At 76.4% G+C, this 20,174-nt stretch carries 17 protein-coding genes; 9 read left to right on the top strand and 8 right to left on the bottom strand.

All coding sequences use genetic code 11. The features are described 5' to 3' along the window. Nucleotides 1–389: 389 nt before the first annotated feature. Complete coding sequence (locus tag ACSUPR_RS04600; RefSeq protein ID WP_436889665.1) at nucleotides 390–1,148, top strand: thioesterase II family protein; 759 nt, start codon at nucleotides 390–392, stop codon at nucleotides 1,146–1,148. On the opposite strand, the gene ACSUPR_RS04595 is transcribed toward ACSUPR_RS04600, so the two are convergent. Both ACSUPR_RS04595 and ACSUPR_RS04590 read right to left on the bottom strand, forming a co-directional pair. Then, nucleotides 1,143–2,747, bottom strand: a complete 1,605-nt coding sequence (locus ACSUPR_RS04595) for a glycoside hydrolase family 10 protein (protein WP_436889664.1) — start codon at nucleotides 2,745–2,747, stop codon at nucleotides 1,143–1,145. The genes ACSUPR_RS04600 and ACSUPR_RS04595 overlap by 6 nt on opposite strands. Nucleotides 2,748–2,902: 155 nt before the next feature. Next, nucleotides 2,903–3,700 carry a siderophore-interacting protein gene (locus ACSUPR_RS04590; RefSeq protein WP_436889663.1) on the bottom strand — a complete coding sequence of 266 codons (798 nt, stop codon included), beginning with the start codon at nucleotides 3,698–3,700 and terminating at the stop codon, nucleotides 2,903–2,905. 166 nt (nucleotides 3,701–3,866) lie between these two features. Here ACSUPR_RS04590 and ACSUPR_RS04585 point away from each other — a divergent pair, with 166 nt between their 5' ends. From ACSUPR_RS04585 to ACSUPR_RS04575, 3 genes are all read left to right on the top strand, one after another. Continuing rightward, a complete protein-coding gene (locus tag ACSUPR_RS04585; protein ID WP_436889662.1) occupies nucleotides 3,867–5,447 on the top strand; it encodes an MFS transporter in 1,581 nt (526 codons plus the stop codon). Nucleotides 5,448–5,578: 131 nt separating this feature from the next. Continuing rightward, nucleotides 5,579–8,749: a BTAD domain-containing putative transcriptional regulator gene (locus tag ACSUPR_RS04580; RefSeq protein WP_436889661.1), complete on the top strand. Its 3,171-nt coding sequence runs from the start codon at nucleotides 5,579–5,581 to the stop codon at nucleotides 8,747–8,749. 153 nt (nucleotides 8,750–8,902) lie between these two features. Then, the gene (locus tag ACSUPR_RS04575; protein WP_436889660.1) at nucleotides 8,903–9,331 is read left to right on the top strand and encodes a DUF5959 family protein; all 429 of its coding nucleotides are present in this window, start codon (nucleotides 8,903–8,905) and stop codon (nucleotides 9,329–9,331) included. A 22-nt stretch (nucleotides 9,332–9,353) separates the two neighbouring features. Here the strand turns inward: ACSUPR_RS04575 and ACSUPR_RS04570 are convergent, their stop codons facing one another. After that, nucleotides 9,354–10,793: a PLP-dependent aminotransferase family protein gene (locus ACSUPR_RS04570; RefSeq protein WP_436889659.1), complete on the bottom strand. Its 1,440-nt coding sequence runs from the start codon at nucleotides 10,791–10,793 to the stop codon at nucleotides 9,354–9,356. Nucleotides 10,794–10,806: 13 nt separating this feature from the next. Then, nucleotides 10,807–11,457: a TetR/AcrR family transcriptional regulator gene (locus ACSUPR_RS04565; RefSeq protein ID WP_436889658.1), complete on the bottom strand. Its 651-nt coding sequence runs from the start codon at nucleotides 11,455–11,457 to the stop codon at nucleotides 10,807–10,809. 110 nt (nucleotides 11,458–11,567) lie between these two features. On the opposite strand from ACSUPR_RS04565, the gene ACSUPR_RS04560 reads away from it, so the two are divergent. Beyond that, on the top strand, nucleotides 11,568–12,533 hold the full coding sequence (locus tag ACSUPR_RS04560; RefSeq protein ID WP_436889657.1) for an NAD(P)-dependent alcohol dehydrogenase: 966 nt from the start codon (nucleotides 11,568–11,570) through the stop codon (nucleotides 12,531–12,533). Nucleotides 12,534–12,609: 76 nt separating this feature from the next. Further along, on the top strand, nucleotides 12,610–13,299 hold the full coding sequence (locus ACSUPR_RS04555; protein ID WP_436889656.1) for a pyridoxamine 5'-phosphate oxidase family protein: 690 nt from the start codon (nucleotides 12,610–12,612) through the stop codon (nucleotides 13,297–13,299). Between the two features lie 172 nt (nucleotides 13,300–13,471). Here ACSUPR_RS04555 and ACSUPR_RS04550 read toward each other — a convergent pair whose 3' ends face one another. Next, nucleotides 13,472–14,194, bottom strand: coding sequence for a DNA alkylation repair protein (locus tag ACSUPR_RS04550; RefSeq protein WP_436889655.1), 723 nt, complete (start codon nucleotides 14,192–14,194; stop codon nucleotides 13,472–13,474). Nucleotides 14,195–14,333: 139 nt separating this feature from the next. On the opposite strand from ACSUPR_RS04550, the gene ACSUPR_RS04545 reads away from it, so the two are divergent. Beyond that, nucleotides 14,334–15,152 (top strand): NAD(P)H-binding protein, encoded by an 819-nt coding sequence (locus tag ACSUPR_RS04545; protein WP_436889654.1) that lies wholly within the window; start codon nucleotides 14,334–14,336, stop codon nucleotides 15,150–15,152. Nucleotides 15,153–15,192: 40 nt separating this feature from the next. Here ACSUPR_RS04545 and ACSUPR_RS04540 read toward each other — a convergent pair whose 3' ends face one another. From ACSUPR_RS04540 to ACSUPR_RS04530, 3 genes are all read right to left on the bottom strand, one after another. Then, a complete protein-coding gene (locus ACSUPR_RS04540) occupies nucleotides 15,193–16,221 on the bottom strand; it encodes a methyltransferase (RefSeq protein WP_436889653.1) in 1,029 nt (342 codons plus the stop codon). A gap of 4 nt (nucleotides 16,222–16,225) precedes the next feature. Next, a complete protein-coding gene (locus tag ACSUPR_RS04535) occupies nucleotides 16,226–17,161 on the bottom strand; it encodes a universal stress protein (RefSeq protein ID WP_436889652.1) in 936 nt (311 codons plus the stop codon). A 93-nt stretch (nucleotides 17,162–17,254) separates the two neighbouring features. After that, entirely contained in the window at nucleotides 17,255–17,629 is a 375-nt protein-coding gene (locus ACSUPR_RS04530; RefSeq protein WP_436889651.1) for a winged helix-turn-helix transcriptional regulator, read from the bottom strand. A gap of 205 nt (nucleotides 17,630–17,834) precedes the next feature. Here ACSUPR_RS04530 and ACSUPR_RS04525 point away from each other — a divergent pair, with 205 nt between their 5' ends. Together ACSUPR_RS04525 and ACSUPR_RS04520 are read left to right on the top strand one after the other, a co-directional pair. After that, nucleotides 17,835–19,028, top strand: coding sequence for an AI-2E family transporter (locus ACSUPR_RS04525; RefSeq protein WP_436891868.1), 1,194 nt, complete (start codon nucleotides 17,835–17,837; stop codon nucleotides 19,026–19,028). A 155-nt stretch (nucleotides 19,029–19,183) separates the two neighbouring features. Continuing rightward, nucleotides 19,184–20,041 carry an SDR family oxidoreductase gene (locus ACSUPR_RS04520; RefSeq protein ID WP_436889650.1) on the top strand — a complete coding sequence of 286 codons (858 nt, stop codon included), beginning with the start codon at nucleotides 19,184–19,186 and terminating at the stop codon, nucleotides 20,039–20,041. Nucleotides 20,042–20,174 lie beyond the last annotated feature (133 nt).

Genomic DNA, 20,174 nt, shown 5'->3' with positions numbered 1-20,174 from the left:
CCGGCCGGCGGGGAACCCGTCGCGGGCACCGGCCCCGCCGCCGTGCGCGCTCACCGGAACGCGGGCGGAGCGGCGGTGAGGGGGAGCGGCGCGGGCCGGGCCGACCGGGTGGGACGGGCCCGGCCGTTCGCGGGGGGCCGACCGGCGCACTCCTCCTGGCGGCCCGTCGGCACCCCGCCTCCGCCGACCGGCCGCGGATCGGCGGGGAACCCTGTCGCGGGTACGGTCGGGGAACGGGCCGCGGGCCGTTCGCACACGGGCGGGTCCGCGGCCGCGGACCCGCCCGGGGCCGCAGGGGCGGCGGCGGGCGGCCGGGCGACGGATGGCAGGCTGGACGGGCCCCGGGGACCGGCCCCGGGAACGACGGAACGAGAGGTCGGTGGACCGCGATGACCGCTCCCGGGACGGGGACGCCCTGGCTGCGCCGTTTCCACACCAGGCCCCGAGCCCGGCTCACGGTGGTGCTGTTCCCCCACGCGGGCGGGACGGCGAACTTCTACCGGGACTGGTCGGCGGACCTGCCCGAGGAGTACGCGCTGGTCGCCGTGCAGTACCCCGGCAGGGAGACCCGGCCGGACGAGCCCCTGCCCGAGCGGCTGGAGGACCTGGCCGAGGGTGCCGCCGCGGCCCTGGAGGGTCACCTGGCCGGCCCCTACGCCCTGTTCGGGCACAGCATGGGGGCACTGGTCGCCTATGAGACCGCCCACCGCCTGGCGGCCGGTCCGCTGGGGCCGCCGGTGCGCCTGTTCGTGTCGGCGCGGCCCGCCCCCGGGTCGGAGGGGCCCGCCACGGGGACGCACCTGTTGGACGACGACCGGCTGGTCGCCGTCATCGAGAAGCTCGGCGGCACACCGCCCGGCCTGCTGGACGATCCCTACCTGCGGTCGCTGGCGCTGCCCCCGGTGCGCGGCGACTACCGGCTCCTCGACGCCTACCGGCCCGTGGACCCCGCGCCCCTGGACGTGCCGGTCACCGCGTTGGCCGGGGCCGACGACCCCGCGGCCGCCCCCGCGGAGGTGGACCGCTGGGGCGGGTTCACCACGCGCGGGCACGTCCTGGAGGTGCTGCCCGGCGGCCACTTCTTCCCGCTGCGCCACCGCGCCGAGGTGCTGCGGATCCTCGTCCGCGACCTGGCGGGGCGACTATGACCGCGGGTCCACCGCCGGCGCGGCCGCGCCCTCGACCCGGTACCGGTCCAGGGCGGTGACCACGTAGGCGCCCTCCTCCCCGGAGCCGTCGGTCCATGAGGTGGTGCCGGTGACCCCGAGCAGGGCGTCGGCGGTCAGCACCTCGCAGGCGTCCTCGGCGTCTCCGGAGGCGACCGCCTCCGCCTGCTCGGAGTCGATTCGGTAGACCGCGTAGGAGCGGGCGCCCTCCAGCGCGTCCCAGGACAGCTCGGTCTTCCCGTCGCCGGTGTCGGCGGTCAGGCCGCGCACCTCCCCGACCTCGGGGTCGGTGTCGGCGGCCACGTCGCCCAGGGGCGGCAGCGCCGGGTCGGCGTAGTACTCCTCGCGCAGGCGGGCGAAGGCGTCGTCGGCCTCCTCGGTGAGCGAGGTGAAGGAGAAGTAGACGTCGCCGCCGACCTGCTCGACGCCGTCGGAGTAGTCGAGCTGGTCGGTGAGGGAGCTCTCGCCCCAGCCCGGCTCGCCCACCCGGTAGGCGGCCTGGCCGATGTACAGGTCCACGCCGGTGCCCTCCACCTGCCCGGCCCACCAGTCGGTGAGGACCTCGTAGTCGGCGGGGCCGAATCCTCGCTCCCAGTACAGCTGGGGAACGACGTAGTCGATGGTGCCGTCCTGGATCCAGGTGCGGGTGTCGGCGTGCTGGGCGGCGTAGGACTCCAGGCCGTCGGTGTCCGATCCGGCGGGGTCGCTGCCGGCGTTGCGCCAGATGCCGAACGGGGAGATCCCGAACCGGACCCAGGGCTTGGTGTCCTGGATGCGCTCGTGGATTCCGGCGACGAACCGGTCGACGTTGTCGCGGCGCCAGTCGTCGCGGTCGTCGAAGTCGCCGCCGTGGGCCTCCCACGAGGTGTCGTCGCCGAACTCCTCGCCCTCCTTGGGGTAGGGGTAGAAGAAGTCGTCGAAGTGGACACCGTCGATGTCGTAGCGGTCCACGACGTCCATGATCACGTCGGTGACCCAGGCCCGCACCTCGGGGTTCCCGGGGTCGAGGAACCCCTCACCGCCGTAGCGGACCATCCAGTCGGGGTGCTCCTTGACGGGGTGGTCGTCGGCGAGGGTCTCCAGGTCGGAGGAGATGCCGACCCTGTAGGGGTTGAACCAGGCGTGCAGCTCCAGGCCGCGCTCGTGGGCTCCGGCGACGGCGTACTCGAGGGGGTCGTAGCCGGGGTCGCCGCCCTGCTCGCCGGTGAGGTAGCGCGACCAGGGTTCCAGGTCGGACTCGTACACGGCGTCGGTGGTGGGGCGCACGTGCAGGAAAACGGTGTTCAGGCCCAGGTCGGCGGCCTCGTCCAGGCGGGCGTCCAGCTCGGCCTGCTGCTCCTCGGCGGACAGGCCGGGCTCGGAGGGCCAGTCGATGTTGCCGACGGTGGTGAGCCAGGCGCCGCGCATCTGCCGCTTGTCGTCGGCGGCCCGGCACTGGGCGGATCCGGGGCCGGGGGCGGGGGTGTCGGCGGCGCCCGCGACCGCGTATCCCGCGGCGATCACCGCGGCGGCGACGCCGAAGGCGGCCCACCTGCGGTAGGGGCGGGGGGCGGGGCGGGCGCTGTGTCGACCGGATGCCACATGACCTCCTCGGGACCTGGCTGGGGGCGCCGGGCGGCGCACCAGGGATCAGAGTAGGTCATTGGATAACATTTCGGACACGCAGAGGCCCGTGGGAGAATAATTTTACCTTTCGCGGGTAAACCGATCCGCCCTCCCGTGCCCTGCGCCCCGACTCAGTCGGCGACGGCCTGGCCGTGCTTCCAGTACCCGATGAAGGTGATGTCGTCCTTGGCGATGCCCCGTTCGCGGACCAGGTGGCGGCGCAGCTCGGTGGGCAGCGCGTTCTCCCCGGCGACGAAGCAGTACAGGTGCCCCGGCGGCAGGTCGGCGGCGCGCACCGCCTCCAGGGCCAGGCGGCCGGGCACGCCGTGCGGGTCGGTGCGCGCCAGCCAGTGCACCTCCACACCCGGCAGGGGCCGCAGCGGGCGCACGTCGCCGTCCGAGGGCACCTCCAGGTACACGTGGGCGCGCAGCGTCTCGGGGGCCTGCTCCAGGATCGACACGATCGCCGGGAGCGCGCTCTCGTCGCCCACCAGCAGCTGCGCCTGCGCGCCGGGGGAGGGCAGGTAGTAGACGCCGTCGGTGAGCAGGCCGATCTCGTCGCCGGGCCGGGCGTTGCGGGCCCAGGCCGAGGCCGGTCCGCCCTCGCCGTGGTCGACGAACTCGATGTCCATCTCCAGGGCGGCCGCGTCGAAGCGGCGCACCGAGTAGTTGCGCACGTGGGGGCGGCGCTCCTCGGGCATGTCGTAGAGCTGCGCCACCCAGCGGCGGTCGGTCTCGGTGGGCAGGGCCAGGGCCTCCTGGCCCGGGCGGGCCAGGAACAGGCGCACGAACTGGTCGCGGCCCAGGAACTCGAACCCCGCGAGGTCCTCCCCGCCCAGGGTCACGTTGACGAAGTGCTCGGTGACCCGTTCGGTGCGCACGACGCGGGCGCGCATGATCGCGCGGTGGGCGGGGTTCTCGACACGCACGGGACACTCTTCTCGGGACGGGGCGAACGGACACGAACCTCCCTGAGGTTAGCCTTACCAACCCCCACCCGTCGACCCGGGTGCCGCACCCCGCCCCGAACGTTTCCCGAACCCCGCGCGCCCACACTGTCCCGTGTCCGCCGCCGACGACACGGAGAGGCCCGCCATGCCCGCCCAGCGACCCCGCACCGCCCCCGCACGCGCCACACCCCGCGACTGGGCCGGGCTGGCGGTGCTGGCCCTGCCCACAGCGCTGCTGGCCCTGGACCTGACCGTCCTGTACATGGCGATCCCGCACCTGGCCGCGGACCTGGGCGCCGACGGGCCCGGCCTGCTGTGGATCATGGACATCTACGGGTTCATGGTCGCCGGGCTGCTCGTCACCATGGGGACCCTGGGCGACCGCATCGGCCGCCGCCGACTGCTCCTCATCGGCGCGGCCGCCTTCGGCGCCGCCTCGGTGCTGGCCGCGTTCTCGGGGAGCACAGCCGTGCTCGTCGCCGCCCGCGGCCTGCTCGGGGTGGCCGGGGCGATGCTGATGCCGCCCACCCTGTCCCTGATCACCGTCATGTTCCCCGACCCCCGGCAGCGTTCGACGGCGGTCGCGGTGTGGCTGATGTCCTTCACCCTGGGCGGCGTGATCGGCCCGGCGGTGGGCGGGGCCCTGCTGGAGTTCTTCTGGTGGGGCTCGGTGTTCCTGTTGGCCGTGCCGGTGATGGCGGTGCTGCTGGCGGCCGGGCCGGTGCTGCTGCCCGAGTACCGCGACGCCTCGGCCGGGCGGATGGACCCGCTCAGCGTGCTGCTGTCGCTGGGGGCGATCCTGCCGTTGGTGTACGGGCTCAAGGAGGTCGCCGCCGACGGCCTCCGCGTGTCCGCGGTGGCGGCGGTGGCGGCGGGCCTCGCGGCGGGGGTGCTGTTCGTGCGCCGCCAGCGGCGGCTGGAGCACCCGCTGCTGGACCTGGACCTGTTCCGGGGCCGTGCGTTCACCGGAGCCCTCCTCGCGCTGCTGCTGGGGCAGGTGGTGTTCTATTCGTTCACCTTCCACTTCACCCAGTTCCTCCAGCTGGTGGCCGGCCTGTCCCCGTTCGCGGCGGGTCTGTGGTTCGTGCCGCTGGGGGTGGCGGCGGTCGTCGGGGCGTCGGCGGCGCCGCCGCTGGCCGCCCGGTTCCCGCCCGCGCGGGTGATCGCGGCGGGGATGGCGGTGTGCGCGTCGGGCTTCGCCGCCCTGGCGTTCGTGGGACCCGGGGGCGGGATGGCGCTGTTCATGACGGGGTCGGTGGTCATGGTGCTGGGGGCCCAGCCCCTGCTGGCCCTGAGCACGGACCTGGTGGTGGCGTCGGCGCCGCCCGAACGCACCGGGACGGCCTCGGGCATGGCGGAGACCGGAGCGGAGTTCGGGGCGGCGCTGGGCATCGCGGTCTTCGGGTCCCTGGGGGCGGCCGTCTACGGCGCCCGGATCGGCGGCCTGCTGCCCGAGGGGCTGCCCGGCCCGGTGGAGGAGAGCGTGCGGGCCGGTTCCGGCGGACTGCTCTCCGCCGCCGAGGGGCTGCCCGAACCGCTGGCAGGGGGGCTGCTGGCCGCCGGCAGGGAGGCGTTCACCGCCGGGATGGGCGCCGTGATGGCGTCCGGGGCGGTGGTCACCGCCGCCACCGCGGTGCTGGTGCTCGTCCTGCTGGGCCGGGTCCCGCCCCTGGGGCCCCGGACGGCGGACGCCGCGGCCCGGGAGCCGCGGACCGTCCGGGACTGAGGGCGGGGGCCGCGGACCGCCCGGGACCGGGCCGGGGTTTCCCGGCACCCCCGCCCGGGAAACCCTGTGGTGCCCCGCCGCGCCCCCGGCGGGGCACCGGCCGCGAGCGAGGAGGTCCGGCGGCGCCGACCATGCGATTCCGTGTCCTGGGCCCGGTGCAGGTGCGCACCGCGCGCGACGCCCCCGTCCGCGTGCCCGAACTCAAGGTGCGGCGGCTGCTGGCCGTCCTGCTCACCGCCCGCGGCAGGACGGTGCCCGCGGACCGCCTCATCGACGTGCTCTGGGACGAGCGGCCGCCGACCCGGCCCCGCTCCGCACTGAGGGCCAAGGTGTCCCAGCTGCGCCGGGCCCTGGACGGCGCGGCCGCCGGCGGCCGCGCCGCGGTGGTCTCCGAGCACGGCGGCTACCGTCTCGGGCACGCACCCGGCGCGGTGGACGCCGACCGGTTCGAGGCCCTGGTGGAACGCGCCCGCACCGCGGGGGACCCGCGCACCCGGGCCGCCCTGCTGGGCGACGCCCTCGACCTGTGGCGGGGACCGGCCCTGGCCGACTTCGCCGGGGAGGCGTTCGCCCGGCCGACGGCCCTCCGACTGGAGGAGGCGCGCCTGGCGGCGCAGGAGGAACAGGCCCGGGCGCACCTGGAACTGGGCGCACACGACGCGGTCGCCGCCGACCTGGCCGCGCTGGTGGACGCCCATCCGCTGCGCGAACGCGCCCGCGCCGCCCACATGCTCGCCCTGTACCGGTCCGGCCGCCGCGGCGAGGCCTTGGAGGGCTACGCGCGCACCGCCCACCTGCTGCACGAGGAGGCCGGAGTGGAGGTGGGGCGGGAGCTGGCCGCCCTGTACCGGGCGATCCTGGCCGACGACCCCGGCCTGCGCGCTCCGCTTCCCGTGCCCTCCCGGGCCGGGCCGCCCGCCCCGGTCGGCGCCCTCGTGGGCCGGGAGGGCCGGGCCGAGTCGGTGCGTGCGGTGCTGGTCCGCGAACGCCTGGTCACCCTGACCGGTCCCGGCGGCATCGGCAAGACCCGACTGGCCCTGGAGGCGGCCCGTACCGCCGGGGAGCCGTTCCCCGACGGGGTGTGGTGGGTCGAGGCCGACCCCGGCCCTCCCGGTTCGTCCCGTCCGCGGGCCGGGACCGGAACCGTCGCGCGTGCGGTCGCCGACGCCGTTGGCCTGCGCGACCCCGCCCCGGGCGATCCCGTGGGCGACACCGCCGACCGGGTCGCCCGGGCACTGGCGGGATCCCGGGGCCTGCTGGTGCTCGACGGGTGCGAACGCGTCCTGGACGGGGCCGCCGACCTGGTCGGGCGCGTGCTGGGACGGGCACCGGGCCTGTGCGTCCTGGCCACCGGGCGCGAACCCCTGGGGGTTCCCGGGGAACACGTGTACGTGGTGCCGCCCCTGGAGGTGCCCCCGCCCGGTGCGGACACCGAGACGATCCGGGCGGCCGGGGCGGTGGCACTGTTCCTGAGCCGGGCCCCGCGGGTGCGGGAGGAGGACCTGGAGGCGGTGGCCGCGCTGTGCCGCCGGCTGGACGGCCTCCCGCTGGCACTGGAGCTGGCCGCCACCCGGGTCCGGTCCCTGGGGGTGCGGGCGCTGGCCGAGCGGCTGGACGACCGGTTGCGGCTGCTGGACGGCGGACCGCGCCGCACCCCGGCCCGGCAGCGGACCCTGCGCGCCACACTGGACTGGAGCTGGGACCTGCTGGGCGGGGCCGAGCGGCGGGTGCTGCGCCGGTTGGCCGTGCACGCCGACGGCTGCTCCCTGGAGGCGGTGCAGGCGGTGTGCGCGGAACCGGACGAGGACGCCGTGGAACTGCTGGAGCGGCTGGTGTCGCGCTCGTGGGTGGCGCCGGTGGAGGAGGCGGCGGGTCCCCGCTACCGGCTGGCGGAGTCGGTGGCGCTGTACTGCGCCGAGCGGCTGGCCGAGGCGGGCGAGGCGGAGCGGGTCGCGGCCCGGCACTCCGCGTTCTTCACCGACCTGGCCGAGCGGACGGCGCCGCTGCTGTACGGGCCCGGGCAGCGCACCGCACTGCTGCGCCTGGACGCCGAGTCCGCCGACCTGCGGGTCGCCGTGGACACGGCGCTGCGCACCGGCGACGGGGAGCGGGCGGTGCGGCTGGTGGACGCCCTGGCCTGGTACCGGTACCTGCGCGGGCGCCACCGGGAGTGCCGCCGCGACCTGGAACGCGTGCTGGAGGCGGGGGTCGCGGTCCCCGGCGGGACGCGGGCCCGGTGGGAGGCGCTGGCGGCGGGCCTGCGGATCCTGGCGGGCGAGGCCGACGACCCGGTCGGCCTGGCCGGGCGGGTGCTCGCCGGCTGCGAACAGCGGTGCACGGCCCGGGACCTGGCGCGGGCGCGCTGGTTCCTGGCGGTGTGCCTGTTCACGGCGGGGGAGCGCGCGGTACAGGTGCTGGAGCGGGCACTGGACGGTTTCGCCGGAGCGGGCGACAGGTGGGGGACGGCGGCGGCTCTCGTGCAGCGGGCCTGGCACCGGCTGACGGGCGGGGAGGTGGCACAGGCGGGGGCCGACGCGCAGGAGAGCCTGCGGTTGTTCGCCGACCTGGGGGACCGGTGGGGGCTGGTGCAGGCGGGGGACGTGGCGGCGGCGGTGGCCCAGGCCCGGGGGGACCTGGGGCGGGCCCGGCGGCTCCACTCCGAAGGACTGCGGACCGCCGAGCAGCTGGGACTGTGGCACGACGTGCCGTGGAAGCTGGCGGGGCTGGGGCGGATCGCCCTGCTGGAAGGAGACCTCCCGGGGGCCCGCGAGTACCACGCGCGGGCGGCGAGGACGGCCCGCGAGCATGACGACCACCCGGGGCTGCTGTTCGCGGACCTGGGGTCGGCCCTGGTGGCCCGGCGCGCGGGTGACCTCGAGGAGGCGCAGGACCGGCTGCTGGACCTCCGCGGACGGCTGTCCGCCCAGGACAGGGGGACGGCGGCGCTGGTGGCCGTCGAGCTGGGGTACGTCGCCCAGGAGCGCGGCGACGTGGAAGCCGCCCTGGCCCATCGGTTCCAGGCCTGGGAGGCGGCCGGGGAGAGCGGCGACCCGCGTGCGGTCGCGCTGGTGCTGGAAGCCCTGGCGTCCGCGGGTGCGGCCGTCGGACGGCACCGCTGGGCGGGGCGGCTGCTGGGTGCGGCCCGCGCGCTGCGCGACGCCTCGGGGGCGCCGTTGCCCGCCGCCGAACGCGCCGACGCCGACCGCGCCGAGCAGGCGGTCCGCGCCGCCCTGGGCGGGGCCGTCGCGGACGCGGCCGTCCGCGAGGGCGCCGCCGCCCCGCTGGAGGACCTCGTCCCCTGAGGCGCCCCCGCCGTGGTCCGCACGGGTGCGGCGGGCGCGGGCGGTCCCGGGCGTCCGAGGGTCGCCGGTGTTCCGCGGAACCGGCCGGGGGGCGGGTTCGTTGGGTTCTGCGCGGAACTCCCGGTTCCGCCCAGAGCCCAGGAAGGCCCCCCGATGTCGTCCACCCCCTCCGGCGGTCCCCCCGCCCTCGACCTGTTCCGCTTCCACGACCCCCACCGGGCGGTCGCCGTGACGGTCACCGTTCCCGACACCCCCGGCGCCGGGTACATGGACGGCGAACTGGTGGTGGAGAGCGACTTCGTGCGCGGTCGGCTCCGCCTGGCCGTCACCGGCGCCGACCTGGACGACTGGGAGCGGCGGCTGGACGACCTGGCGGCCGACCGGGCCGTGGAGTGGCCCCCCTCGGACCGGAGCGCCTGGCTGTCGGTGGTCCCCGACGACCCCTTCACGATCACCGTGCACGACACGCCCTCCACCCAGGTGGAGGTGCGGGTGCCCGTCGAGGTCCGCGAGGACTGGCCGCAGGAGAACCGGGCCCGGCTGGAGCGGGTCCGCCGGGCGTGGGAGGCCGTGTCGTCCTGAGCCCCGGCCCGCCGGGGCGGGTTCAGGCGGGGCCCAGGCGGCGGTCCAGGAGGGCGGCCAGCACCGCGCACCCGCGCCGCAGGTCGGCGACGGACGCCGACCCGTACCCCAGTACCAGGCCGTACACGGTCGGCGTGCCGTGGCTGGTGCGGCCGGTGTCGTCCACCACCACCCCGCGGGCGGCGGCCTCGGCGACCACCGGGGCCACCGCCTCGGCGGGCAGCGGCAGCATCGCGTGCAGCCCCGCCGTGTCTCCGGTCAGCCGCGGCCCCAGGTACTCGATGAGCAGGGCGCGGCGGCGCGCGTACTCGGCGCGCATCCGCCGCAGGTGCCGGTCCAGGTCGCCGCGCTCCAGCAGCACCGCCGTGGCGGCCTGCACCGGCCCCGGGGTGCGGTCGGTCAGGCCGGCGCGCACCCGCGCCAGGTGCTCCACCAGGTCGGGTTCGGCGACGACCCACCCCACGCCCAGGTCCGGGGTGAGGGTCTTGGACAGGGTGCCCAGCAGCACCACCCGCCCCGGGTCCATCCCGTACAGGGCGGGCAGCGGGGCCACGTCGTAGCGGAACTCGGCGTCGTAGTCGTCCTCGACCACCAGCGCCCCCGTCGCGCGGGCCCAGGCGATGAGGAGCTCGCGGCGGGGGACGGGCAGCCGTCCGCCCAGCGGGTACTGGTGCGCCGGGGTGGTGTACACCAGGCCCAGGTCGTCGGGGAGCGCGTCCACGACCAGGCCGTCGCGGTCCACCGGGCAGGGGACGACGCGGGCTCCGCGGGCGGCCAGGACGGTGCGGGCCTTCCCGTAGCCCGGCTCCTCCACCCCCGCCCGGTCGCCCGGGGCGATCAGGGCCGCCCCCACCAGGTCGAGGCCGTTGCCGGTCCCGCGGGTGACCAGGATGTTCTCCGGCCCCACGGCGATGCCGCGGGCCCGGCGCAGGTGCTCGGCGAGCAGGCCGCGCAGCTTCGGAAGGCCGCGCGGGTCGGGGTCGTCGGTCTGGGGCAGGTCGGCGGCGCGGCGCCAGGCCCGCCGCCAGGCGGCCTGGTCCACCGACCGCACCCAGGGGGCGCCCGGGCGCAGGTCGACGAGGCCGCGTTCGCGCAGCCGGGAGCGGGAGGGGCGCTCCTCGGACGGGGCGGTGCGGCCGCTGCGGGCGGCGGCGGTGCGCCAGGCCGGTTCGATGGGTGCGGGCGCGGCGGGTGCGGGCGCGGCGCCCGGGGCGACGTAGGTGCCCGACCCGTGGCGTCCTTCCAGCCACCCCTCGGCGTACAGCTGCTGGTAGGCGTCGGTGACGACGGTGCGGCCGACCCCCAGCTGGGCGGCCAGGGCCCGGCTGGAGGGCAGGCGCTCCCCCGGGGCGAGGGAGCCGTCGGTCACGGCGGCGCGCAGGGCGGCGGCCAGCTGGACGGTGAGCGGTGCGCCGCCGGAGCGGTCCAGGTGCAGGGCCGGTTCGGCGTGCTGTCGGGTCACGGGTGCGCGCTTCCTAGCGCCGGGGCCGGAAGTGGTACAGGCCGACCGGGGCGGGCGGCGGCAGCGGAGCGGGGTCGGGGACGGCGCGGAAGGACCGCAGCAGGTGGGCGACCAGGCGGCGGGCGGCGGCGCGGGCCGCCTCGGCGGTGTCGGCGCGGATGCCGTCGACGGCCATGAGGACCAGGGTGAGGTCGGTGCGGTCGAACTCGGGGCGCAGCACCCCGGCGGCCTTGGCGCGGCCGATCAGCGCCGCCATGCCCCTCTCGGCCCGGACGCGGCGCGCCTCCAGCCCGGGGGACAGGGGGGAGTCGCGCAGGAACGCGGCGGTGAACCCCCGGTCGGCGACCTGCATGGCGGCGATCCGGTGCAGGGCGTCGGCGAACCCGCGCCAGGGGTCGGGGTCGGCCGCGGCGTCGTCGACGACGCCGGCGCAGGCGGCGGCCTGGTCGGCGAACGCCTCGGCCACCAGGGCGTCGCGGGTGGGGAAGCGGCGGTAGAGGGTCGCCGTGCCCACCCCGGCGCGGCGGGCGACGGTGGCCATGGGCACGTCGATCCCGTGGACGGCGAACGCCTCGCGGGCGGCGCGCAGGATGCGTGCGCGGTTGCGCAGCGCGTCGGTGCGCAGCGGCGCCGACGCGGCCATCTGAGAGGGATCACCGGGCATGTGTCTCACATTACCGCGAAGTGGGCGGTGCCCTCCGTTTCCCTGGTTACCGTTCAGGTGGCGCGGACCGAGGGCCGGTCCGGCGCCGGGGAACCGAACGGGGGAGACGGATGGCACAGGAGATGCGCGCGGCGGTGTTCGACCGGTACGGACCGCCGGAGGTGATCTACGAGGGGCGCCGCCCCGTGCCCGACCACGGGAACGACCGGGTCCTGGTGCGGGCGCTGGCCTCCAGTGTCAACGGCGGCGAGCTGTACGGCCGGTCCGGTGCGCTGGGGCCGCTGGGCGGCCTGGTCATGGGCCGGTTCCCCAAGGCGGTGGGCATGGACTTCGTCGGCGACGTGGTCGCGGTCGGGGCGGACGTGCGCGGTGTCGCGGTCGGCGAGCGGGTGTGGGGCCTGCTGCGGGGCTTCGGCGCCATGGCCGAGTACGTCGCGGCGTCCCCGGACCGCATCGCCGCGGTCCCGCCGGGGATGGACCCGGTCCAGGCGGTGGCGATCCCGGTCGCCACCACGGCCGTCACCGCCCTGCGCGACAAGGCGCGGCTGCGCCCGGGCGAGCGGCTGCTGGTGCGCGGCGCCACCGGCGGTGTGGGCGTGGGCGGTGTGCAGCTGGGCAAGGCCTACGGGGCGCACGTCACCGCACTGGCCCGCGCCGAGAACCTGGACGCGGCCCGCGGGCTGGGCGCCGACGAGGCCTTCGACTACCGCACCACCGGCCCGGCCGACCTGGGCCGTTTCGACGTCGTCCTGGACACGGTCGGCACCGACCTGCCCGCCTACCGGCGGCTGCTGGCCCCGGGCGGGCGGATGGTCGCGGTGGCCTTCGACCCGGGCCGCCCGTTCCGCTCCCTGGGCCACATCCTGGGCTCGTCGGTGTTCGGCCGCCGCCGGGTGCGGTTCTTCAGCGGCGACCCGCGCCGGGACCTGCTGGAGGAGGTGGCGCGCCTGGTCGAGGCGGGCCACCTGCGGCCGGTGGTGGACCGGGTGTTCCCCCTCTCGGACGTGGCCGGGGCGCACCGGGCGCTGGAGGCCGGGGGCGTGCGCGGCAAGGTGGTCGTCGACACCACCGCGTGAGACCGCGCAAGTGGTCGTGCGTTCCGGGGCGGAAGTGGCCCTGTTCGGGGGACCACCCGGCCCCTAGCGTTGGGGCATGCTCTCGACCACCGAAACCACGCACGTCCCGGACGCCTCCTCCGCCCCCCTCTCGGCCACGGACCGGACCCGCCTGCGCCGGGGCAGGCACAAGCAGCGCGAGGACCGCGCCGAGCTGTACGCCCTGCTCGACGAGGGGCTGTTCTGCCACCTGGGCGTGGTCGTGGACGGCGCCCCGCGCGTGATGCCCACCGCCTACGGGCGCATCGGCGACACCCTCTACCTGCACGGATCCACGGGGGCGCGGTCGCTGAACGCCGGTGGCGAGGTGTGCGTGACGGTCACCCTGGTCGACGGCCTGGTGCTGGCCCGGTCGGCGTTCCACCACTCGGTCAACCACCGGTCGGCGGTGATCTACGGCAGCCCCCGGGTGGTGACCGACGAGGACGAGCGCACGGCCGGGCTGCGGGCCCTGACCGAGCAGATCGCCCCGGGCCGGTGGGAGGCGGTGCGCGAGCCCACCCGCAAGGAGATGGCGGCCACCCTGGTGCTGGCGCTGCCGCTGGCCGAGGCGTCGGTGAAGGTCCGGACCGGACCCCCGGGGGACGAGGAGGAGGACATGGGGCTGGACGTCTGGGCGGGGGTCGTCCCGGTCCGCCAGGTGTTCGGCGAACCGGAACCGGACCCGCTGCTGCGGCCGGGCATCGGGGTCCCGCGGCACGTCAGGGAGCACCGCTCGCCCGTGTGAGCCCGGCCCCGGGCCCCGGTGCGGGCCGCCGGGCGGCCGGGCCGCGCCGTGGCCGCGCGGGGCGGCCGCCGTCCCGCACGGAGGAGGGGCCCGGCGCTCCGGGGCCTCCCTCCCGGACCCGTACGGGTGCGCCGCACCGGCGCCCGGCCCGTGTGGGCGGGCGCCGCCCCGCTCACGGCTTCAGCGACCGGTAGTGGGCGCGCACGTCCGGCGGCAGCTTCTCGATCGCGGCCCGCAGCAGCGGCCGCGGCGCCCCGGCCGCGTGCGCGTCCAGGAACGCCAGCAGCCGGTCGCGGTCGACCTCCCCGGCCGCCCGCAGCATCCAGCCCACCGCCTTCTGGACGAGTTCGTGGTCGTCCTCCAGCAGGATCTCCGACAGGGCGAAGGCGTCGTCCAGGTCCCCGTGCGCGATGAAGTGCGCCGTCGCCACGATCGCGGTGCGCCGCTCCCACGGGTTCCGCGAGCGCGCCAGGGTGTACAGCACGTCGCGCGGGCGTTCGCGCAGGTGGCGGCCGACCACGTGGTGCGCCGCCAGGTCCACCAGGTCCCAGTCGTCGACCCGGTCGTGACGGCGGAGGTACAGCTCCGCCAGCTCGCCGACCTCCTCGGGGGTGGCCCGCCTGTCCCGCGCCTTCTTCTCCATGATGCTCATGGCCCCCGCGCGGGCCTCGTGGACCGGGCTGTCCATGAGCTTCTCGATCTCGTCCGTGCCCATCGCCCGGAACTCCTTGGCCAGCGCGAACACCGTGCCCATGCGCACCCCGATGAAGTAGTCGTCCGGGTCCTGGTCGTCGGCGTCGAAGCGGAAGTACCGCTGGTACTTGCGCAGCTGCTCGTCGCTGCGGTGCCCGTCGAGGCGGGCCAGGAACTCTGCGGCGGTGGGAGAGGTGCTCATCGCCCCATTGGACCGCGAACGGCCCGTCCGGTGCCAGGGCCGGAAGCCGGAAAGAGCGTTCGGGTGGAGGACACCGGGTGACCTCCACCGTCGAAAGAGTGGGGCGACCCGACCGGGACGGAAGAGACGAGGGACGACCATGACCATTCTGGTGACCGGTGCGACGGGCACCGTCGGGCGCCACCTGGTGCGGTGGCTCGCCGACCGGGGGCACCCGGTCCGCGCGCTGACCCGCCGCCCCGACCGTGCCGACCTCGGCCCCGGGGTGGAGGTGGTGGGCGGCGACCTCACCGACACCGCCACCCTGGAGGAGGTCTTCGCCGGGGTGGACGGCGCCCATCTCATCACCTTCGGCGGCGACGACGGGGCCGAACTGGCCGACGCCTCCGGCATCGTCGAGCTGGCCGTCGCCTCCGGGGTGCGGCGTACCACCGTCCTGGGCGCCTTCGGCGGCAGCCCCCTGGAGGAGGCCGTGCGCACAGACCGCCTGGAGTGGACGGTCCTGGTCCCGCTGGAGTTCATGTCCGGCGCCCTGGAGTGGGCCCCCGACGTGCGGGAGGCGGGCGCGGTGCGCACCCTGGCCGAGTGGCCCAGCGCCGCGGTCCACGAGGCCGACATCGCCGCCGTCGCGGGCGTCGTCCTCACCGGGGGCGGCCACGGCGGCCGCGACCTGACCCTGACCGGTCCGCAGGCCCTCACCCCCGCCGACCGGGCGCGGGCGATCGGGGAGGCCCTGGGGCGCGAGGTCCCCTGGGTGCGCCTGACCGAGGAGCAGGAGCGGGAGCGCCTGCGTGCCCGGGGGCTCCCCGAGGAGTACGTCGAGTTCGGCATCGCCCTGGCCACCGACCCGCCCGGGATCGCCGGGCGGGTGCTGCCCACCGTGGAGGAGGTCACCGGGCGGCCCGCGCTCACCTTCGCGCGCTGGGCCCGCGAGAACGCCGACGCCTTCCGCGCGTGAGAACCGGTGCCCGGCGGCCGGCCGCGGCCGCCGGGCCGGGTCACACGGGGACCGCCTCCACCAGGGCGAACCCCGACGGCGGAGGCAGGACGCGCACCGACGCCACCGTGAACCCGGAGCGGGCGCACAGGTCCTCGAAGTCGGCGCGGGTGCGCTCCCGGCCGCCGGTGTTGACCAGCATGTTCAGGTCGCTCAGGAACGGGACCGGCGACACGTCCGGCCCGGACCCCTCCGGGAGCATCGGCTCCACCAGCAGCAGCCGCCCGCCGTCGGCCACCGCCTCCCGGCAGCGGGACAGGATCGCCGCGGCCCGCTCGTCGTCCCAGTCGTGCACGATGCTCTTGAGCAGCAGCACGTCCCCGGCCGGGACGGAGCGGAAGAAGTCGCCGGCCACCACCCGGCACCGGTCGGCGACCCCGGCCCGTTCCAGCACCGCGGGCGCGCGGGCAGCGCCCCCGGGCGCGTCGAACAGTACGCCGTCCAGGTGCCGGTGGCGGGCCAGCACCGCCGACAGCAGCGTGCCGTCGCCGCCGCCCACGTCCACGACCGTGCCGAACGGCCCGAAGTCGTAGGCGCCGGGCAGTACCCGCCCGGTGCCCCGGGTCCGGTCCGCCATCGCGGAGTGGAACAGCTCCGCCCGGTCCGCGTCGCGGTCCAGGTGCTCGAAGAACGACTCCCCGTGCAGGCGGTCGAAGGCCACCGACCCGTCGCGCACGCTCCCCTCCAGCCCGCGCCAGGAGTCCATCAGCATGGGGTCGGTGTAGAAGCGCGCCGCGGCCGCAAGGGAATCGGGGTGGTCCGGGTGCAGCAGTCGGCCGGCGGGGGTGGGAGTGTAGCGGCCCCCGGGCCCCTCCTCGACCAGGCCCAGGGCCGCCAGCGCCCGCAGCAGCCGCTGGACGGTGTCGGTGCGGGCGTCCAGGGCGCGGGCCAGGTCGGCGGCGGTGGACCCCTCCTCGCCCAGGGCGGCGGGCAGGCCCAGCCGGACCGCCCCGCCGACCAGGTGGGCGGCCATCCCGCCGAACAGCATCCGCGTCAGGGTGAGGTGCGCCTCCGTGCTCGTGTCGCCCACCGGCTCACCGCTCGGACTCGGTGTGGTGGGGCAGGACCACGACCGGGACGGCGGCGCTGTGCAGGACGCCCTGGCTGACCGACCCCAGGAACAGGCCGCTCACCCCGCCGCGACCGCGGGACCCGACCACGATCAGGTCGGCCTCGGCGCCCGCCTCGACCAGGGCCGTGACCGGGTCCTTGCGGGTGCGCACCACGGAGATGTCGACGTCCTCGACCTCCTCGTCCATAACCTCCGCCAGCACCCCGGCGACGATCTCCTCCGACTGCCGGTCCAGGAAGTCCTCGGGCGGCGTCCACCCCGAGGCGATGAGGGCCTGGGAGGCGAACGGGGTGGGCGCCTCCCAGCTGTTGACGACCGTCACGGTGGCCCCCTCGATGCGGGCCGCCTCGTGCAGGGCGAAGTCCAGGGCGCGCTGGGAGTCCATGGACCCGTCCACGCCGACCACGATCCTGCGGGGGGTGCGGGGCTCCACGGGGTCCATGATCCCGGCGGGGACGGGCACCACCGCGACGGGGCAGACGGCGCGGGAGGCCAGGCGGACCCCCGCGGCGCCGGCCAGGGCGGTGCGCACCGGGCCGAAACCGCGCGAGCCCACGACGATCACGTCGCCGGGCCCGGTGCGGCGCAGCAGCGCCACCGGTGGCTCCTCCAGGGCCAGCTCGGTGAGGACCTCCAGGCCGGGGCGCAGCCCGCGGGCGTACTCCGCCTCCTGCGCCAGGATGCGCCGCCCCTGCTCGGAGATCTCCTCACTCGGGGGGAAGCGGGTGCGGCCCGCGTAGACGCTCACCACCACCGGCATCGACAGGGCGTGCACCACCTTCAGCGGCAGGCCCCGGCGCTCGGCCTCGGCCGCCGCCCAGGCCAGCGCCGACCGCGCCTCGGGGGAACCGTCGACACCCGCCACCACCGCGGGTGCGTGCCCCTGCTCGTCGCCCATCGCGCACCTCTCTCCTCGGCTTCACCCTCTGGGAAGGAGTCTGCCCTATTCCGCGGCTGCGAACGGTGCCGGGGCGAAGGTGTGGCGGAGGGCTCAGCCGGACCCGTCCGGCCCGGCGGCGGGCCGGGGCCGGGCGGCGTGCTCCTCGGCCCAGGCGACCAGCGGGACGAGGCGGGCGGTGACCTCGCGCCCGGCCTCGGTGAGGCTGTACTCCACGTGCGGGGGGACCACCGGGCGGGCGTCGCGCAGCACCAGGCCCTCGGCCTCGAAGGCGCGCAGGGTGCGGGCGAGCATCTTCTCGCTGACGCCCCCGATGCGGCGCAGCAGCTCGCTCCAGCGCATCGGACCCCCGTCCAGGGCCACCAGGACCAGGACGCCCCACTTGGAGGTCACCTCGCCCAGGACGCGGCGGGACGGGCAGTCGGCGCTGAACACCTCGCCCTGCGGAGAACCCCGTGCAATGCTCACGTCCTCCAACCTACCCGCAGGCCGGCCGCGGGCCGGGCCGTGCGGCGCGGCCCCCGCAGGTCCCGGGTGCGGCTATCGTCCGGTAGGCGGGAACAGTCCCGGACCCGCGGCGCAGTCCGGCTGCGGGCCGCACAGAGAAGGAAACCCCGGCTTGCAGACGAACACCCCGGCGCCCCAGGACCCGAGCACCGACCGCAGGGCGGGCATGCCCCCGTGGCTGCCCCGGGCGGTCCTGATGGTGATGTGGACCGTCACGGCCTTCGGTGTGGCCCTGTGGCTGTTCCTCCAGCTGCAGGGGCTCATCGTCCTGCTGCTGATCTCCCTGTTCCTGGCACTGGCCCTGGAGCCCGCCGTCAACTGGCTGCACCGGCGCGGCTGGCCCCGCGGCCCGGCCACCGGAGCGGTCATGTTCCTGGTGGTGCTGGCGACCGGGGTGTTCCTGAGCATGCTCGGCTCCATGCTGATCGGGCAGGTGCTGGCCCTGGCCGCCGAGACGCCGCGGATGCTGCGGGCGGGGCTGGTGTGGGCCAACGCCTCCTTCGGTACCGACTACTCGCCGACCACCCTGATGGAGCAGGTCACCAGTGCCAGCGGGGTGGTCCAGCAGTACGCCTCCCGGATCGCCGACAACGCGCTGGGGGCGGGCACGACCCTGCTGGGACTGCTCTTCAACGCGCTGGCGATCGCGCTGTTCACGTTCTACCTGTGCTCGGACGGCCCCCGCTTCCGGCGGGTGATCTGCTCGGTGCTGCCGCCGCGGACCCAGCGCGAGGTGCTGCGGGCCTGGGAGATCGCGATCGAGAAGACCGGCGGTTACCTGTACTCGCGTGCGCTGCTGGCCCTGGTCTCGGCGGTCGCGCACTACCTGGTGCTGGTGGCGCTGGACGTGCCGTTCGCGTTCGCGCTGGCCCTGTGGGTGGGGGTGCTGTCGCAGTTCATCCCCACCGTCGGCACCTACATCGGCGGGCTCGTGCCGGTGCTGGTGGCGCTGCTGCAGGGGCCCTGGGCGGCGCTGTGGGTGCTGGTGTTCGTGGTCGTCTACCAGCAGTTCGAGAACTACGTGCTCCAGCCGCGCATCACCGCCAGAACGCTGGACATGCACCCGGCGGTGGCCTTCGGGTCGGTCCTGGCGGGTGTGGCGATCATGGGGGCGCCGGGCGCGCTGCTCGCACTCCCGATGGGGGCGAGCCTCCAGGCGTTCCTGGGGAGCTACATCCGGCGCTACGAGGTGGCCGGGCACCCGCTGCTGAGCGAGGCGGAGGAGCCGCCGCCGGGGGAGGGCGGGGCCACCGCCTCGGAGGCCGCGGGCGGGGCCGGGGACGAGTCCGCGGGCGGGTCGGCGGACGGTCCAGCGGGCGGGCGGCCGGGCAACGGCGACGACTCCGGCGAGAAGGAGTAGCGGACCCCGCAACGCCCTGAGCTGTTGGCTCACACAAAGGTGGGTACCTGACAAAAAGGTGGGTACACGCCATCTGGAATGTGCCCCCCACCTGCGCGGTTGACGCGTGGCAGTGGCCGGGGAGGTCCCGGCCCACAAGGGAAGGACCATCGCTCATGTCCGTCGTCATCGTGGGTGCCACCGGCCACCTGGGCCGTCTCGTCGTGGAGGAGCTGCTGGAGCGGGGGACCCCGGCCGCGGAGATCGTCGCGACGGGCCGCGACACCGACCGCCTCGCCGCGCTTGCGGACCGGGGGGTGCGCACGGCGCGCATCGACCTCGACGAGCCCGCCACCCTGGAACCCGCCTTCGCGGGGGCCGACACCCTGCTGCTGATCTCCACCGGCGAGCCGGGCCGCCGGGTGCCCCAGCACCGGGCCGCGATCGAGGCCGCGTCCGCCGCCGGGATCGGTCACATCGTCTACACCAGCGCCCCCGGGGCCGACGACACCCCGCTGGTACTGGCCCCCGACCACAGGGCCACCGAGGAGATGCTGGCGGGCTCGGGCATCACCCGCACCGTCCTGCGCAACAACTGGTACAACGAGAACTACGCGGCGACGCTGCACCAGGCCCGCGACCACGGCGTGTTCATCGGCAGCGCGGGGCGGGGCCGGGTGCCCAGCGCCGCCCGCCGCGACTTCGCGGCGGCCGCCGCCACGGTCCTGGCCGACCCGGCCGCCCACGCGGACGCCGTGTACGAGCTCACCGGCGACACCGCCTGGACCTACGACGAGCTCGCCGGGACCCTCTCGGAGGTGCTGGGCCGGGACGTCGTCTACAAGGACCTGTCCACCGCCGAGCACGTCGCCGCCCTGGTCGAGGCGGGCCTGGACGAGGGCACGGCCGGGTTCGCGGCGGCCCTGGACGGGAACATCCGCGACGGTGCCCTGGACGAGCCCACCGGCGGCCTGCGCCGCCTGACCGGGCGCCCGACCACGCCGATCGCCGACACCCTGCGCGAACTGCTCTGAGCCGCGGGCGGGGGCGGGCCCCGGAGCACCGCCGGGGCCCGGCGGGCGAGGGCGGCCTTTCCGGCCGCCCGCTCCGCCCGCCGTCTCCGCACGGCCCGGTCCGGCGGGGTGTGAACGGTCCCCCGTGCGAGGC

This window comes from Nocardiopsis dassonvillei (assembly GCF_964273065.1).
GTDB classification, from domain to species: Bacteria; Actinomycetota; Actinomycetes; order Streptosporangiales; family Streptosporangiaceae; genus Nocardiopsis; species Nocardiopsis dassonvillei_B.
Note: the sequence above shows the minus strand (reverse complement) of the source record. Positions and strands in the feature narration are given on the sequence as shown.